A 14,226-nucleotide genomic window follows, 5' to 3' on the forward strand; every position below is an offset into this window, starting at 1 on the left:
ATGACCAATGAAGACACCCGCGCGGTGGTGCTGTCCGTGCTGACCTCCATCGCCCCCGAAATCGATCCCGACGACATCGCCGACGACGTCCTGCTGCGCGACCAGGTCGACCTGGATTCCATGGACTGGCTGAGCTTTCTGCGTGGGATCCACCGGAAACTGCATGTCGACATCCCGGAATCGGACTACGCGTCGCTGCGGACGCTGGCCGATGTGGTCGGCTACGTGGAAGCCAACGCGTCCAAGGTTTGAGCCGAAAATCGCACAGGGGGTTGACATGAGGGGCAGGACGCCCGACATCGGCGTGCTCGAAAACGCGGTGCTGCTGGCCTGCCGTGCCCCGTCGGTGCACAACAGCCAGCCGTGGCGCTGGGTGGCCGAGGACGGCGTGCTGCGCCTGTTCGCGGAGCGGCACCGCGCGATACCCGCCACCGACGACTCCGGGCGAGAGGTGATCCTGTCCTGCGGCGCCGTCCTGGACCACCTGTGCGTCGCCATGACCGCCGCCGGCTGGGCGCCGAAGGTCGAGCGGTTGGCGGACCCGGACGACCCCGACCAGCTGGCCACGGTCACCTTCAGCCCGCTGGAGGACATCACCGAGGCGCAGCGCCGCCGCGCCGAGGCCATCCTGCAGCGCCGCAGCGACCGGCTCCCGTTGGGACGCCCGACGTATTGGGAGCTGTTCGAGCCCACGCTGCGCGCCGCCTTCGACGGCGGCCTGGTCACCCTGGATGTGCTCGCCGATGACGTGCGCCCGTTGTTGGTGGAGGCGTCGCGGCTCACCGAGGAGCTTCGCCGCGAGGATGTCTATTACCACGCCGAACTCGACTGGTGGACTTCGTCTTTCGCACTGGCGGAGGGGATACCGCCGACCGCCCTGGCGTCCGACAAGGAGAGCTGGCGGGTAGACGTGGCGCGCAGCTTCCCGATCAGGAGCCACGCCGACCGGCGCGGCGACATCAACGTCGATTGGGCGAAAATCCTTGTGCTGTCGACCCCCGACGACACCAGGCTGGACGTGTTGCGGTGCGGCGAAGTGCTGTCGACGGTGTTGCTGGAATGCACGGCGGCCGGAATGGCGACGTGCCCGCTCACGCACCTGATCGAGCTCGACGAAAGCCGCGACATCGTGCGCGAACTCATCGGCCGGCGCGGCGAGCCGCAAGTGCTGATCCGTGCGGGGATCGCCCCGCCGGCGGAACTACTGCCGGCGGCGACTCCCCGCCGCCCGCTGGCGGATGTGCTGCAGATCCGCTAGCCAAAGCCTTTGGTCCCCGGGCCGCGGGACCTTCGGCCGACGCTGTCGGCCGGCCGCCGCAATACCATCGACGGGAGCGCTGCCGATGAAGGGGATGACTGATGTCGCTGATCGATGATGGGGTTTCCATCCTGCCGGTGAACGAATGCTGGGACCTGATGGCGGGCGTGACGCTGGGCCGCCTGGTCACCAGTGTGGGCGGGCAGCCCGAGATCTTTCCGGTCAACTACGCCGTCCAGCGCCACACCGTGCTGTTTCGCACCGCGGAGGGCACCAAGCTGGTCAGCACCGCGATCAACAACCGGGTGCTGTTCGAGGTCGACGACCACAATGTCGCCGAAGGCTGGAGCGTGATCATCAAGGGCGTCGCGCGCTCCCTGCGCACCAACGAGGACATCGAGGAAGCCGAACGCGCGCAGGTGCTGCCCTGGACGGCCTCGGAGAAATCGCACTACGTGCGGATCATTCCCGAGATAGTCACGGGGCGCCGGTTCCGGTTCGGCGCGCCGGAGGACTGACCCACCGCTAACGCACGACGAGCACGGAGCATTCGGGGTGCCGGAACAACGGATGCCCCTGGGGCCCGACCAACCGCGCGAGTTGGCCGGCCTCGTCGCCGCCGATGACGGCGAGCTGGACTCGCTCGTTGTTGGAGTTCAGGTAGCTGGCGATGGCGTGCTTCGTGGCGATCGGGTAGACGCGCACCTCCGGATAGGGCTGTCGCCACTGCGCTATCCGGCGCTCGAACTTCCCGTCGGCATATTCGGTCAGTTCCTCGGGCCGACCGCCGAGGATCAGCATCGGAGCCCTGCGCAACTTCGCCTCCGCCGCAGCGCAATTCACGACGTCGTCGTTTCCGGGGGTGTCGGTCATCCGGACGATGACCCAATTGATGTCCGGCGGCGGCAGCTCGGAGCCGGTCCGCAACACCACCACCGGACAATGGGCCTTCTCCGCGAGCTCGGTGGCCGTCGAACCGACGATGGAGCGCGCGTAGCGTCCGATGCCCACGCAGCCCACGCAGATCATTGCGGCCTGAGAGGACGCCTCGATCAGCACGGAGGCGGCGGGACCCCTTGGCACGTCGGTTTCCACCTCGACACACTTGCCGGTGGCCGCCACCGCCGCCGCGACTTCCCGCAGCGACTTCTCGGCGTGCGCGAGATCGCGTTCGTAGTCTTCGGGAGACTCGTGCGTCGGCTTGACAACGGAGACGAGACGCAGGGGTGCGCCGCGCGTGATCGCCTCGTCGACGGCCCATAGCGCGGCCGCGATCGCCGCCGACGAACCGTCGATCCCCACCACGATTGGTTTCACCGTCCGGGCCTCCCTTCGTTCCTTGTCGCGCGGGCCGGCGGCCCACACGCGCCAAAGACCAGAACTGTCAACTTGTTTCGACCGAGGAGCGGACCGGCTCCAGCGGGGTGAGTCGCTCCGCCCGCCGCTTGATCGCGAGCAACAGCGCGCGCGTCCCGAGCGCGATCAGCGGCCTGGCCAGTTCGAGGACGAACACCTCGCCCGGGTAGCGCAACGCGATCCGGGCACGCGCCAGCAGTCGGACGCGGTCCTCCCAGTGCGGCTGCACGTGCAATGACAGGACCACATTCCAGTGCGGATCGGACCGCATGGCATGGAGCACGACGTACTTTTGGGGCACTATTTCCGCGACCCGCAACGTCAGCCCCTCGGGGAGCCCCAGCCAGCCCTCGGGGGCCAGGCGGACGGCATCCCCCACCCGCAGGGTCTCGCTATCACTATGCTCGACAGGGCTTTTCATCCCGTCGTTGCCGTACCGCTCACCCCGATCCAGGCCCAACCGCAGTAACCAGGACCAGACGACGGGCGTGGTCGCGTCGATGTCGACCGCTTCGGTGGTCTGCACCGCCGGATCTCCCACCAGGGTGTCGCCCGGAAAGCGCAGCTGCGACTCGGCCTTGGTGGCGCCCCAGTTGCGGTAATACCTGCGCGCGCCGTAGAGAACGGCGAGCAGCGCGGTGGTCCGGGCGATCCGCTTCGTCGTGTTGGCCATGGCGCCAGTGTGCGCGGGCCGCCCGACCCCGGCGAGGGTCCTTGGTCCCCGGTGCGCGCGCCGATGTGCCCTGCGCGCTAGCCGGCCGGGGTGATCAGGCCGTAATGCCCGTCGTAGCGGTGGTATAGCACGCTGGCGCAACCGTGGTCGGCATCGATGAAGAACAGGAACGGCAGGCCGAGCAGGGCAAGCCGGTCGGCGGCCCCGTCCTCGGTGAGGCACGGCAGCGGTTGTGCGCTGACGGTCACGGGCAGCGCGTGCTCGCTCACCCGGTCGGCGAGCTCCGGGGCCGCCAACGCAAGGCGGTAGCCCGTCGTCCCGGCGCGATACAGGACGCCGGCGATGCCCGTCCCTTTCTCGGTGAACAGGTGAAAGTCGTAGTCGAGCGAGTTCATTTCGTGGGCGGCGTCGTCGAGGGTGCACGCCGCCATCGTGAACGACTTACGGCGGATGACGCGGCGCTGGTCTGCCGGCCGGGGGAAGTAATTTGGCCGGTGCGCCGGCTCGGAATCGTGCCGCCATTCGTCGTGGCCGGGCGCCGGCCGCTCGCCGCGGCGGGCCTCCCAGTGTGCGGCCGTGCGTTCCAGCCGGCGCCGCAACCGCGCCGCGAGAAGGTCGACCGCTTCGTGCGCCGTGCCGGCCTGGACCTGGGCGCGGACCAGCCGTCCGTCGACATCGAGATTGGCCTGCGCGACGACGGGCCGTTGCACCGCCGGATCGCGATGCCTGGTCAGCCGGACGCGGGCGTGCAGCACCGGTCGGCTCGCGAACCGCGCGAGCTCACCGATCTTGCCGCGCGCGTATTCCGCGACCGAGGGCGGCTCGTCACGCAGGGTGACCTGGACGTCGACATGCTGTGCCGATTCAGTCGTTTCAGACATGCCTAAAGTGCTACTCACCGAACCGGTTGCGAGACAGGGCCGAAGGTCACCGGACCTGGACGTCGTCGGCCGTCGTGCAGCCAGAACGAACGGAGGTCCTCACCGGTCGTGACTTCGGTCCCTATCGAGCCGCCCGGCGAGCGACTGAAATAGGGTTGTGACTGCGACAATGCCCGCAACCCAGCGACGCGGAAATGCATCCATCGTCGGCGCGGAAGTGATCGTGCTCGAGTCGCATCCGGCGTGGATTTCGGTGCGGCGATACGAAGCCGAGCTGCTCGAGTCGATGAGCCGGCATCCGTCGTCGATGGCCCGGCCGTGACTCGTCCGACGGCAGCCCGGCGGTTGCTGGCGCTGGCGGCGACCGCCCTCACGCTGTGGGCCGGCGCGCCGGGCATGGCGGCCGCCGACAGCGGGCGCCCGCAAGCCAAGCCCGAGGAACGCGCGGCGGCGCTGATCCGGCCGTCCATCATGTATCTCGCCGGCGAGGGCTACGGCTTGGTCCGGTTGCCCAGCGGTGAGATCCTGTCCCAGTTCGGGCGGGGCTCCAGCATGCCGTTCCTGGCCACCTGGAACTGCACGGCCTTCGTCGTCAACCCCGACGGGTGGGTGGCCACGGCGGGTCACTGCGTCGACCCGGCGAGCGCCACGGAACTGATCCTCAAGCGGGCCGCCACCGAATATCGAAGCGAGTTTCCGGACGCACCCGAGTCGAGCGATCCGGCAACCACTTTGGAGTGGCTGGGCAAGAACGCGCGGGTCGAGGGCGATTCGCCCGGCCAGGGTCCTCACGTCAGCGTCGCGCTGATGTCCGGCACGGGAACGAAACTCGCGGACAAGATGGTCGCCAACATCGTCGATTTCCGGCCCCTCGGAAAGGGCGACGCCGCGCTGCTCAAGGTCGCCAAGCGCAACCTGCCGTCGTCCGAGCTGGCCACCGACGCCGAGGTCACCATCGGGACGCCCGTTCTCACCGTCGGCTACCCGGAGAGCACCCAAAACGTCACCGGCCCGTCGCTGGATCCCACCTACAAGAGCGGCAAGGTCAGCAAGAAGTCCATCGCCGGGTCGAACCCCGCCTACGAGATCGACGCCGCGATGACCGAGGGCATGAGCGGCGGGCCGGCGATCGGGCTGAACGGAAAGGTGGTCGGCCTGAACAGCTTCGCCCCCGCCGGCGAATCCCAGCCCTTCAACTTCATCGCGCCGGCCGACGGCGTGGCGGCGATACTGGCCGCCAAGGGCGTCAAGCCGATGCTGGGACCCGCCGACCGGTTTTATCGCAAGGGGCTCGCCGACTTCTATGCGGGTCACTACACCGATGCGATCGGCGAGTTCGACCAGACGCTGGCGATGTCGCCCGGCTATCCCGGGCTGGACGATCTGAAGACGACCGCGGTCAATCTGCGCCAGCAGTACGGGGACGCCTCGTCGCTGAGCGGGAAGAATCTGTTGGCCTACATCGTGATCAGCGTGGCCTCGGTGATCGCCCTGGGCGCCGGACTGACCTTCTTGGGGCTTCGGCTGCGGCGGCCGCGCGGTCCGGCACCCGAGGTAGCGCCGCTTCGCCTGATGCCCCGTGAATCGGGCGCCGACGAGCCGCACTTCTGCGCGCATTGCGGGGCCGCACATCATCCGAGCGAACGGTTCTGCCCGAATTGCGGCAAGCGCATCGAGGTTCCGGCGGCGGCGCGGGGCACGGGGTTGATCTCTTGACCGATGACACGCCGCGATGAGCGGGGAACTCTCCACGAGATTGGCGACCCCGTTCGACGACGCGGTGGCCCGGACCCGAGAGGCGCTCTCGCGCAGCGGCTTTGGCGTGGTCACCGAGATCGACGTCAGGGCGAAACTGCGAGCCCTGCTCGGCGTGGAGATGGAGGACTACCTCATCCTGGGGGCATGCGATCCGGCGCTGGCGTATCGGGCGATCAGCGTGGATCGCGAGATCGGGCTGCTGCTGCCGTGCAACATGCTGGTGCGCACCGACCCGGGCGACCCGGGCACGGTGATCGTCGAGGCGATGGATCCCGGACTGCTGGTCGAGGTGACCGGCGAGCCGGCGCTCATCAGCATCGCGGCCGAGGTCACCGAGAACCTGCGTGCCGCGATTGCGTCGCTGACCGAAAGCGATTGATCTCGGCGGCCACCATGTCGATCACCAGCGGCACGGCGCGCGCGACCGTCGGAGTGAGCCCGTCGCCGGCGCCGGTGTCCGCCGCCTCGACGGCGAAGACCACCACCGCGCCGGGTACCCGCCCGAGCGCCCGAGCCAGCGCGTGGGTGCCGCCGATGTCGACGCTGTGCGAGCTCAGCCCCTCGGGCTGGTCGGGCACCTCGTCCAACTGATACCGATGGATGCGACCCGGGTTGGCGGGCGTGGCGATCGCCGCGTCGACGATCACGGCCAGCCCCGCCCCGGTCCAGGCCTCGAGAAGGGCCGTGGGTTCCGCAACATCGCTTGTCACAACGACATTCGGCCACACGAGGTCGCCCAAAGCGGTGGCAACGGCGACACCAACGCCGTCGTCGCGGCGGTAACGGTTGCCGAGCCCGACGACGGCGACCCGTCCAGCGTCGCCGGTCATCCCCGCTCCACCGTCAGCGTCAGGAAGTGCGCCGAACACGAAATGCACGGGTCGTAGCTGCGGATCAGCTGTTCGCACAACCCGGTGAGCGCGGCGTCGTCGAGCGTGAGGTTGCCGGAGACCAGCCGGGCCAGGTCCGCCTCGATGGCCCCCTGATTCTGCGACGTCGGCGGAATCATCGTCGCGGCCGACACCAGCCCGCCCTCGTCGATCCGGTATCGGTGGTACAGCAGGCCGCGGGGGGCCTCGCTGACCCCGTGGCCGACGCCGGCGCGAGCGGGGACGGGAACGAACGGGCGCGACGGGCGCTGGTATTCATCGATGATGCGCAGCGCCTCTTCGAGCGCGTAGACGACTTCGACGGCGCGCACGACGATGCTGCGGAACGGGTTTCGGCATTCGCCCGCCAGCCCGGCGCCGGCCGCCGCCTGAGCGGCGATCGGAGACAGCGCCCGCGCGTTCAGCGAGTACCGCGCCAGCGGACCGGTCAGGTAGCGACCGCCGTCGAGCGTGGCGTGCAGGGCGGTGGAGTGCGGCAGCTGTGATTCCGCGACGTGGTCGGTGAACTCGGCCACGCCGAACGCCGGACCGGCGCTGCGCGCGATGACACCGTTCTCGATCGGATACCGGCCCGCCGCCGTGAGCGCCAGGAACTCGTGGTCGAGCTCGAGATCGGGGAATTCGAATCCGGACACCCACTCGACCGTCGCGACGGCGTCGTCCAGCGCGCGACGCAACAGCTCTTGGAGCGGGGCGAATTCGGATCGCATTGGGACGGAATAGAATCCACCCAGGCGCACGTTGACGGGGTGGATCGCCCGGCCGCCGACGAATTCCATCAGCCGGTTGCCCGCCTTCTTCAGCGCCAGCCCCCGCTCGACGACCTCCCGGTGGTCGCGCGCCATGCCGACGATGTCGTCGTAGCCGAGGAAGTCCGGCGCGTGCAGCAGGTAGATGTGCAGGGCGTGGCTGTTGATCCACTCGCCACAGTAGAGCAACCGCCGCAGCGCGACGAGCTCCTCGTCCACCTGAACCCCGCAGGCGTCCTCGATGGCATTGCAGGAACTGACCTGATAGGCGACCGGGCAGATGCCGCAGACGCGCGCCGTCAGGTCGGGCGGTTCGGTGTGGGCGCGCCCGCGCAGGAACGCTTCGAAAAACCGTGGTGGCTCATAGATGTTGAGCTGCACGCTGCGCAGTTCCCCGTCCCGCAGGGCGACGTGGAGCGCGCCCTCCCCCTCGACGCGGGTCAGCGCGCCCACGCTCAGGGTGCGCTCTGAGGAATTCACTGCTCGCTCCGTTCGGCGGCGAAGGTGGCGACGTTGAAGGTCGAGAACACTCGGTCGACGTCGCCGTCGGACATGCCGTCGCGGCGCAGCAACGGAATCAACGTCGCGGTCCGCGGGGCCGCCGACGGGCCGAAGCAGCCGTAACAACCCCGGTGATGGCTGGGGCACAGCGCCCCGCAACCGGCGTGGGTTACCGGGCCCAGGCACGGAATCCCCTCGGCGACAACGACACACGACACGCCACGGAGTTTGCACTCGGTGCACACCGTCTTGGCCGGCACCCGCGGTTTGCGCCCGATCAGCAGGGCCGCCAGCGTGTCGAGCAGCTGACCCCGGTCGATCGGGCAGCCCGGCAATTGGTAGTCCACCTTGACGTGCGCGGACGCGGGCGTCGATGTCGCAAGCGTGTCAACGTATTCCGGCTTGGCGTAGACGACGGAGGCGAACTCGGCGATGTCGGCGAAGTTGCGCAGCGCCTGCACTCCGCCGGCCGTCGCGCACGCCCCGATGGTGACCAGCACCTTCGATTGCTGCCGAATTTCCTGGATGCGTTGCTCGTCGTGCCGAGTGGTGACCGAGCCCTCGACCAGCGACACATCGTAGGGCCCGGCGACGACCGCGCTGGAGGCCTCGGCGAAGTTGGCGATCTGCACCTGGTCGGCCAGGGTGAGCAGCTCGTCCTCACAGTCCAGCAGGGTCAGCTGGCAACCGTCGCACGAGGCGAACTTCCACACGGCCAGGGTCGGTCGGCTCATCAAAGCTCCTTCACCCGTAGCAGCGGACCGGCCACGTCGAAGCCGACCACCGGGCCGTCGCGGCACACCAGCAGCGGCCCCAGCTGGCAGTGACCGCATATCCCCACCCCGCACTGCATATTGCGCTCCAATGACACCCGGATATCCTGCGGCGCAATGCCTTTCGCGAGCAAAGTTTCCGCGCCGAACCGCAACATCGGCTCCGGGCCGCAGAGGAACGCGGTGGTGCGATCGGGTTCCAGGGCGAGCCGCCCCAGCGGCTCGGTGACCATGCCGACCTCGCCGTGCCAGCCCGGCGTCTTGGCGTCGACGATCAGGTGCAAATCGATCTGCGGGTCGTGCGCCCACTTTTCGAGCTGAGCGGCGAAGACGAGGTCGGCCTGCGACCGGGCGCCCACCACCAGCGTCAGCTTGCCGTAGCGGGAGCGCTCGGCCAGCGCTCCGAGTATCGCCGGACGCAGGGGGCACAGGCCCACGCCCCCGGCGACCATCACCAAATCCCGTCCCTCGGCCTCGGCGAGCCCCCAGGTGGTGCCGAAGGGGCCGCGGACGCCGATGATGCTTCCCGGCTGGGCGTCGTGCAGCGCCCGGCTCACCGCGCCGACCGCACGGATCGTGTGGGTGATCGATCCGTCGGTGACGGTGGGATCGCCGCTGATGGAGATCGCCGCCTCGCCGACACCGAATGCGTAGAGCATCATGAACTCTCCGGGTTGCGGAGCGCGCAGCACCTGGCCGAGCGGTTCCAGGCACAGGGTCGCGGAGTCGGGGCTTTCGACGATTCGGCTGCGCACCCGGTACGGGTTCGGCGCCATCACCGCCGTGTCCGCCACGTCAATCATCGCGGGCCATCTTGTTCATTTCCTCGGTGATGTCGATCCCGGTGGGACACCAGGCGATACAGCGCCCACAGCCGACGCACCCGGACATGTCGAACTGGTCGTGCCAGGTGCCCAGTTTGTGGGTGATCCAATGCCGGTAGCGCGAGGCGCCGGACTGGCGGACGCTGCCGCCGCCGTGGATGTAGGTGAAGTCGGGCTCGAAGCAGGACGACCAGTGCTGCCAGCGCTCGGCATGCTCACCGGTGAGATCGCTGACGTCTTCGGTGCTGGTGCAGAAGCAGGTTGGGCACACCATGGTGCAGTTGCCACAGGTCAGGCAGCGGCTGGCGACCTCGTCCCACTGCGGTGACTCCCGCGAACGGACCAGCAAGTCGCGCAGATTCACCTCGGGCATCTGGCGGCCCATGCGCTGCGACGCCGCCTGCACCGCGGCACGCGCGGCGCCGATCTCCGCGTCGTCGGCGGCCCGGTGCGCGACGGCGGCGAGCACGTCGGCGCCGTCTTCGGTGCCCACCTCGACCAGGTAGGTCACGCCGCCGTTCTCGACCCGCTCGGTCAGCGCCAAGTCGTATCCCGGTCCGGCCGCGGGGCCGGTACCCATCGAGGCGCAGAAGCACAGCCCGCCGGGTTCGGTGCAGTTGACCGCGATCACGAAAATCTGCCGATGCCGGCGGACGAAGGAGTTGTCGGGGTACTGGCCGCGGCCAAGGACCCGGTCAAGCGTCGCGATCGCGGCCAAGTCGCACCCACGCACCCCGAGGAACGCGTACCGCGGCGCCTCCTCGTCCGATTCGGATTCGGTGAAGCCGTCGCGGCTGCCGGACCACAGCCGCCGCCGTGGCGGGTGCAGGAACTGCTTCCACGACTGGGGCCCGGACGAGTGCCCGAACGCCGCGTCGTCGTCGCGCGCGCGCACCCGATAGTGCCCGGGAGCCACGTCGACGCCCCACCCGCGCGGCAGGTCGTCGGCCGACTGCAGTTGATCGAGCACGATCGCGTTGTCCCGCAACGTCGGGCCGATGACGCGGTACCCGCGCTCGATCAGGACCTCGACCAAACGCTGCAGCCCGGCGATGCCGAAGGTTGCGGCACCGGACTGCCCGCCGTTTCCGCTCATGGTTTACGAAGCCTCGGCGAGGAGTTCGATGTCGCGCTCCCACAGGGCATCACGCGCGCGATCCAGCCGGGACCGGACGACCGCCACCAGTGCCGCCATCGCCATCGTCACGCCCAGCGCGGCCACCACCGCCACGCCGATCGCCTCGGCGGCGGCGAGCCACGTCGGGGGCGGCGGCACCACCGGATTGCCGTCGCCGTCCACCCAGATGTCGACGGTTCCGCCGGCCTGGACGCGCTCGGACAGTTCCAGCGTCCCGCCGCGCTCCCCGTTGGGGCCCGGCCACTTCGCCTGTGCGACAGTCACACCGAAGTCCTCGGCGCGCGCCTCGTCGACGGTCGCCACGACGCGGTGCCGTTCGCGCGCCTCTTGGGTGTACACCTTGTCCCGCGCGCCATAGGTCGTCGCGCCGATCACACCGGCGACGGGGACGCCGAGCAGCGACACGACGATCGCGACCAGCACGACCATCGCCTCGATGCGGTCGGAGCGGCGCAGCAACGGGTTACGGCCGAAGACGCGGGCCACCCGCCAGCACCGAGGGTCCAGTGTGAACGCCTCCATCACGTATCCCTCCACGCCGCAATCGTTTCGGTGAGTTCGCCGGGTCAGTGCGCGGCCTGGTGTTCGTATTCGGTCATCCACTCGACGAACTCGGAGAGCTCGCGCCGCGGCGTCGCGGGCAACGGGTCCGCGTTGATCGGCGCCCAGCCCACCCGCAGCAGCATCTGCGGATAGTTGCTGTCGCCGAAGATGTCGGATTGGACCGCCGCGCGCGTGTCGGGAACTTCCAGCGGTTCGGTGACCGGGCAACTGGCCAGCCCCAGGGACGTCGCGGTGAGCAGCACGACGCTGGTCGCCTCGCCGGCGCGCAGCTGGGCGAGGCGGTCGTCGTTGCGGGTGCCCAGGGCGACGACGACGGCGTTGTCCTCGGCCGCCGAGGATTCCGCCGGCATGGGCAGCACCGGCCCGGCGAAGAACCGGCCGGGAATCTTCGCCGTCGGGTCCGGTGCGGGTGTGTTGCGCGCGGGAACGCCGGCCACCGACGCGTAGCGTCCGCTCCACGCCGTGAGCTCGGCAAGATAGTCCTGGTTCAAGTGATCCCGCACGGATTGGGCGACGATCTCCCGCAAATTGTCGAGGTCTTCGACCTGGCACAGCGTTACCCCGCTGCGGGCCGCGCGCGCGGCCATCAGGGCGACATCGCCGACCGGCACCGGCCAGGAGCTGTAGTAGCGCCGGTCGGTTCGGCGCCGCGGTATCGCCGCGGCCAGCGCGATGTCCACGGAGTCGGCGCGGTGTGGCGAAAGTTCGATCGCCGCAAGGTGACTGGGGTCGGCCGGATTCGGGAACCGGGTCACCTTGGACAGCCACCCGACCGCCGCGAGCGCGACGACGCAGTGATGCAGGGCCGCACCGCAACTCAGCATGAGGTCCCGGCCATCGGGGTCGATGTTGGGCAGCTGCCGGCTCTCGTCGGAATACAGGTGCAGGCTCGACGCGTCCACCCGCCACCGCCAGGGTTGCGTGTTGTGCACCGAAGGTGCCCGCGCGGCCAGACTCAGGACGGTCCGGACCGTGCCGGCATCCGGAAAGCGGGTGTTCATGGCGGTCGTTCCCTTCGGTATTGCGTCGTCCATCCACGATGGCCGATTGCCGCCGCCCCCGACGAGGGCACGACGGCACTAGCGCAAAGGACTTTGGGCCAATCGCGCAGCTAGACGTCAGTCGTGCCGCTGGGCATGCGGCGGCTCGGCGTTGGAAGGGCCGTTGGTCACCTGCTTGCGCGACGCCAACGCGCCCGCGATCGACGCGGCCGCGATGGTCAGCAAGGCGCCGAACATCAACGCGGACGCCTCGCCGGCGACGAGGAGGTGTTCCTCGGTGCCGATGGTTGCCGCGGCGACGGGCACACCCAGCTGGGCGGCCGAGAGCACCGCGAGGGTCAGCGGTTGGCCGAGCAGTCGGCCGGCGGCGTGCGCCAGCACGGCCCCCAGGCCCAGGCCCGCGCCGAGCAGGATCAGTTTCGGGTGCGCGCCCAGCTCGCGCACCTGCAGCGAGGCGCCGAGCCAGACGAAGAACAGCGGGCTGAAAAACCCTTCGGTGATGCCGAACAGCTGACGCGCCAACCGTCGTGGTTCGCCGACCATGCCGACCACCAGGCCCACCGCGAACCCCGCCAACATCACGGACACCCGCGTGCTGACGGCGAGCGCGGCCAGCGCGAACAGCACCATGAGGTTGGTCCGCAACTCCAGCGCGAACCGGTGGCTTTCGGAGTAGGCGTGCATGCGCCGGCGCCAGCCCCTGGCGTCGGATTGGCGCATCACCACGAACAGCACCGCCGCGCAGCCCGCCACCGCGAGCGCGCCCAGCGCGGCGGTGGGCGCGTGATGCAGGTCGATCACCAACGGCAGCAAGACAATACAGGCGGTGTCCGCGACGGCGATCTGGGCGGTGACCGCCACCACCTGCGGCCCCCGCAGCCGCAGGGAATCGATCACCGGCAGCGCCAGCGCCGCCGACGACGACGCCATCAGGACCGCGTACATCGCCGCGTGGCCGGTCCCGAACGCCACCGCCAGCCCGACACCGAGTGCCGCCGCGGCGCCGCCGGCCAGCGCCACCCGCCCGAGCGCCCGTGGTAGCGACGAGCGCAGCCCGCCGGCGCGGACCGGGACGTGGGTGCCCACGACGAACATCACCAGCGCGAAGCCCACGTTGGCGAGCAGCTGGAAGGTCGGGTTGGTGACGTCGACAAGGTTCAAACCGGTGCGGCCGACGACGAGGCCGGCGAGCAGCTCGCCGATGATCACCGGAATCCGCAGCCGCGGCAGCGCGGCCAGCAAGGGGCCGGCCAACCCGATCGCGGTCAGCAGCGCCAGGGTGTGGAAGCCAAACCCCGGCACGTCAGCGGTCCCTGCGCGCCAGCACGAGGACATTCTGCATTCTTCGCGCCGCGGTTCTAGGGATTGATCGTGTTATCCCCGACCTGTCGGCCCCACACGTACTCGATCGCATACGGCGATCCGGTATCGAGGTGGTTGTAGGGCGCGATGCTGTTGCCGGTGTCCATCACCAACTCCGGTGCGGGCCAAAGGTGCCGGGTGATGGGCTGCCAGCAGCCCGGAGCGCCGCCCGGCCCGCCGCGCGCGTTGACCCGCGGCAGGTTCTCCGGGTAGGTGTACGGGTTCGGCGCTCCGCCGACGACGCCGGCGAGCCCGCCGACCAGGCTGGCGATGGTGGCCACCGCCGACACCGGGTTGGCCAGCAAGCCCAGCCCGGACAGCGCCTCGGTGTTCATGTTCAGCGAGTAGCCGTTGAAACCGCCTTCGGAGGCGCCGGTCAGCGGCACCACGTCGTGATAGTTCTTCAGGGTGCAGTAGATCGCCGGGCTGTAGGTGTCCAGCAGCTGCGCGGTGGGCACCAGGTCTTGGGCCCCGCGCGCCAGGTACGGCCCGCCCCGG

Annotated in this window: 18 protein-coding genes; 6 read left to right on the plus strand and 12 right to left on the minus strand. The window is 69.5% G+C overall.

Annotated elements, in window-relative coordinates; translation table 11 throughout:
- The 3 genes from A5680_RS06645 to A5680_RS06655 all read left to right on the plus strand — a co-directional run bounded on the left by A5680_RS06645 (window position 1) and on the right by A5680_RS06655 (window position 1,776).
- The gene (locus A5680_RS06645) at window positions 1–252 is read left to right on the plus strand and encodes an acyl carrier protein (protein ID WP_055402065.1); all 252 of its coding nucleotides are present in this window, start codon (window positions 1–3) and stop codon (window positions 250–252) included.
- A 25-nt stretch (window positions 253–277) separates the two neighbouring features.
- Window positions 278–1,258 carry an NAD(P)H nitroreductase gene (locus A5680_RS06650; protein ID WP_082970282.1) on the plus strand — a complete coding sequence of 327 codons (981 nt, stop codon included), beginning with the start codon at window positions 278–280 and terminating at the stop codon, window positions 1,256–1,258.
- 101 nt (window positions 1,259–1,359) lie between these two features.
- On the plus strand, window positions 1,360–1,776 hold the full coding sequence (locus A5680_RS06655; protein WP_067817460.1) for a pyridoxamine 5'-phosphate oxidase family protein: 417 nt from the start codon (window positions 1,360–1,362) through the stop codon (window positions 1,774–1,776).
- Between the two features lie 7 nt (window positions 1,777–1,783).
- On the opposite strand, the gene A5680_RS06660 is transcribed toward A5680_RS06655, so the two are convergent.
- From A5680_RS06660 to A5680_RS06670, 3 genes are all read right to left on the minus strand, one after another.
- Complete coding sequence (locus A5680_RS06660) at window positions 1,784–2,575, minus strand: universal stress protein (RefSeq protein ID WP_067817504.1); 792 nt, start codon at window positions 2,573–2,575, stop codon at window positions 1,784–1,786.
- 67 nt (window positions 2,576–2,642) lie between these two features.
- Window positions 2,643–3,287 carry a hypothetical protein gene (locus A5680_RS06665; RefSeq protein ID WP_067817463.1) on the minus strand — a complete coding sequence of 215 codons (645 nt, stop codon included), beginning with the start codon at window positions 3,285–3,287 and terminating at the stop codon, window positions 2,643–2,645.
- Between the two features lie 77 nt (window positions 3,288–3,364).
- Window positions 3,365–4,168, minus strand: coding sequence for an HPF/RaiA family ribosome-associated protein (locus A5680_RS06670; protein ID WP_067817464.1), 804 nt, complete (start codon window positions 4,166–4,168; stop codon window positions 3,365–3,367).
- 169 nt (window positions 4,169–4,337) lie between these two features.
- On the opposite strand from A5680_RS06670, the gene A5680_RS25620 reads away from it, so the two are divergent.
- From A5680_RS25620 to A5680_RS06680, 3 genes are read left to right on the plus strand one after another with little or no spacing between them, the layout of a single operon-like run.
- Window positions 4,338–4,490 (plus strand): hypothetical protein, encoded by a 153-nt coding sequence (locus A5680_RS25620; protein WP_231977575.1) that lies wholly within the window; start codon window positions 4,338–4,340, stop codon window positions 4,488–4,490.
- A complete protein-coding gene (locus A5680_RS06675; protein ID WP_067817467.1) occupies window positions 4,487–5,884 on the plus strand; it encodes a trypsin-like peptidase domain-containing protein in 1,398 nt (465 codons plus the stop codon). Before A5680_RS25620 ends, A5680_RS06675 begins: the two co-directional genes overlap by 4 nt.
- Before the next feature lie 16 nt (window positions 5,885–5,900).
- On the plus strand, window positions 5,901–6,305 hold the full coding sequence (locus A5680_RS06680) for a DUF302 domain-containing protein (RefSeq protein WP_055402054.1): 405 nt from the start codon (window positions 5,901–5,903) through the stop codon (window positions 6,303–6,305).
- On the opposite strand, the gene A5680_RS06685 is transcribed toward A5680_RS06680, so the two are convergent.
- The 9 genes from A5680_RS06685 to A5680_RS06725 form a co-directional block, all read right to left on the minus strand.
- Window positions 6,256–6,756 carry a hydrogenase maturation protease gene (locus A5680_RS06685; protein WP_067817469.1) on the minus strand — a complete coding sequence of 167 codons (501 nt, stop codon included), beginning with the start codon at window positions 6,754–6,756 and terminating at the stop codon, window positions 6,256–6,258. The genes A5680_RS06680 and A5680_RS06685 overlap by 50 nt on opposite strands.
- Window positions 6,753–8,045, minus strand: a complete 1,293-nt coding sequence (locus tag A5680_RS06690) for a Ni/Fe hydrogenase subunit alpha (RefSeq protein ID WP_067817470.1) — start codon at window positions 8,043–8,045, stop codon at window positions 6,753–6,755. The genes A5680_RS06685 and A5680_RS06690 overlap by 4 nt, the downstream gene beginning before the upstream one ends.
- Window positions 8,042–8,800, minus strand: coding sequence for an oxidoreductase (locus A5680_RS06695; protein WP_055402122.1), 759 nt, complete (start codon window positions 8,798–8,800; stop codon window positions 8,042–8,044). Before A5680_RS06695 ends, A5680_RS06690 begins: the two co-directional genes overlap by 4 nt.
- Window positions 8,800–9,615: an FAD/NAD(P)-binding protein gene (locus A5680_RS06700; protein ID WP_082459810.1), complete on the minus strand. Its 816-nt coding sequence runs from the start codon at window positions 9,613–9,615 to the stop codon at window positions 8,800–8,802. The genes A5680_RS06695 and A5680_RS06700 overlap by 1 nt, the downstream gene beginning before the upstream one ends.
- 19 nt (window positions 9,616–9,634) lie before the next feature.
- Window positions 9,635–10,759: a 4Fe-4S dicluster domain-containing protein gene (locus A5680_RS06705; RefSeq protein WP_067817482.1), complete on the minus strand. Its 1,125-nt coding sequence runs from the start codon at window positions 10,757–10,759 to the stop codon at window positions 9,635–9,637.
- Window positions 10,760–10,762: 3 nt separating this feature from the next.
- Complete coding sequence (locus A5680_RS06710) at window positions 10,763–11,338, minus strand: hypothetical protein (RefSeq protein ID WP_082970283.1); 576 nt, start codon at window positions 11,336–11,338, stop codon at window positions 10,763–10,765.
- Window positions 11,339–11,367: 29 nt separating this feature from the next.
- Complete coding sequence (locus A5680_RS06715; protein WP_067817509.1) at window positions 11,368–12,366, minus strand: NAD(P)H nitroreductase; 999 nt, start codon at window positions 12,364–12,366, stop codon at window positions 11,368–11,370.
- 117 nt (window positions 12,367–12,483) lie between these two features.
- A complete protein-coding gene (locus tag A5680_RS06720; RefSeq protein ID WP_231977576.1) occupies window positions 12,484–13,668 on the minus strand; it encodes a cation:proton antiporter in 1,185 nt (394 codons plus the stop codon).
- Between the two features lie 56 nt (window positions 13,669–13,724).
- A partial coding sequence (locus A5680_RS06725) for an MCE family protein (RefSeq protein ID WP_082970285.1) occupies window positions 13,725–14,226 on the minus strand: 502 nt, incomplete at its 5' end.

This window comes from Mycobacterium sp. E2989 (assembly GCF_001667595.1).
In the GTDB taxonomy this organism is placed as follows: Bacteria; Actinomycetota; Actinomycetes; order Mycobacteriales; family Mycobacteriaceae; genus Mycobacterium.